The sequence below is a fragment of the Parapedobacter sp. GCM10030251 genome, assembly GCF_042666505.1.
GTDB lineage: Bacteria > Bacteroidota > Bacteroidia > Sphingobacteriales > Sphingobacteriaceae > Parapedobacter.
In genome coordinates, this window is record NZ_JBHTDN010000051.1 from 1 (window position 1) to 576 (window position 576).

The window sequence follows — 576 nt, forward strand, 5'->3', positions numbered from 1 at the left end:
ATTCCAGGCTTTCAAAAGCCACGTCCCTGAACGAGGTGTTGTTTATCACCTCGGCGGCACACAGCATGGCCATGGGCAGCAGCCCATTGTCGTAGGCCAAAAGCGATTCATACCAATGCCAGGTGTCAGTTCGATGTAACTGATAGGCATCATAGAGACGTTGGGCAAGCTTCCGAGCCAATTCGACCATCTCTTCATTTGATGGATTGTCTTTCAAATAATAATAAAGGCCTATAAGTGTATTGGCAATGCTCCGGATAGACTTCAGATGTTCGAAATGGGGTGCTGCATTGGCGAACAGCCGTTGCACGACCTGATAATAAGCATCCATCGGCGAATAGGCTGTCGCATAGCCGAGCGCCCAGATGGCCCTTCCAAAGGCATCCTCCGAGCTCACTTCATCGAGGAAACTTCGGTTGAACCCCATGAAGTTCCGGAAAGTGCCATCTGGGTTCTGCGCGTAATTCAGGTAGCCAAGGTAAACAGCGATGTGTTTGAGTACGGCCTCGCTCTTGGTCCGCCTGTAAGCCATCAGCATCATGAGCAGTGCCCGTGCATTGTCATCAAGGCAATACC

1 pseudogene is annotated in these 576 nt (G+C 50.9%); it reads right to left on the reverse strand.

From position 1 onward, the window contains the following. Window positions 1–576 (reverse strand): annotated as a pseudogene (locus ACFQRK_RS24020) (glycosyl transferase); the annotation flags it as partial.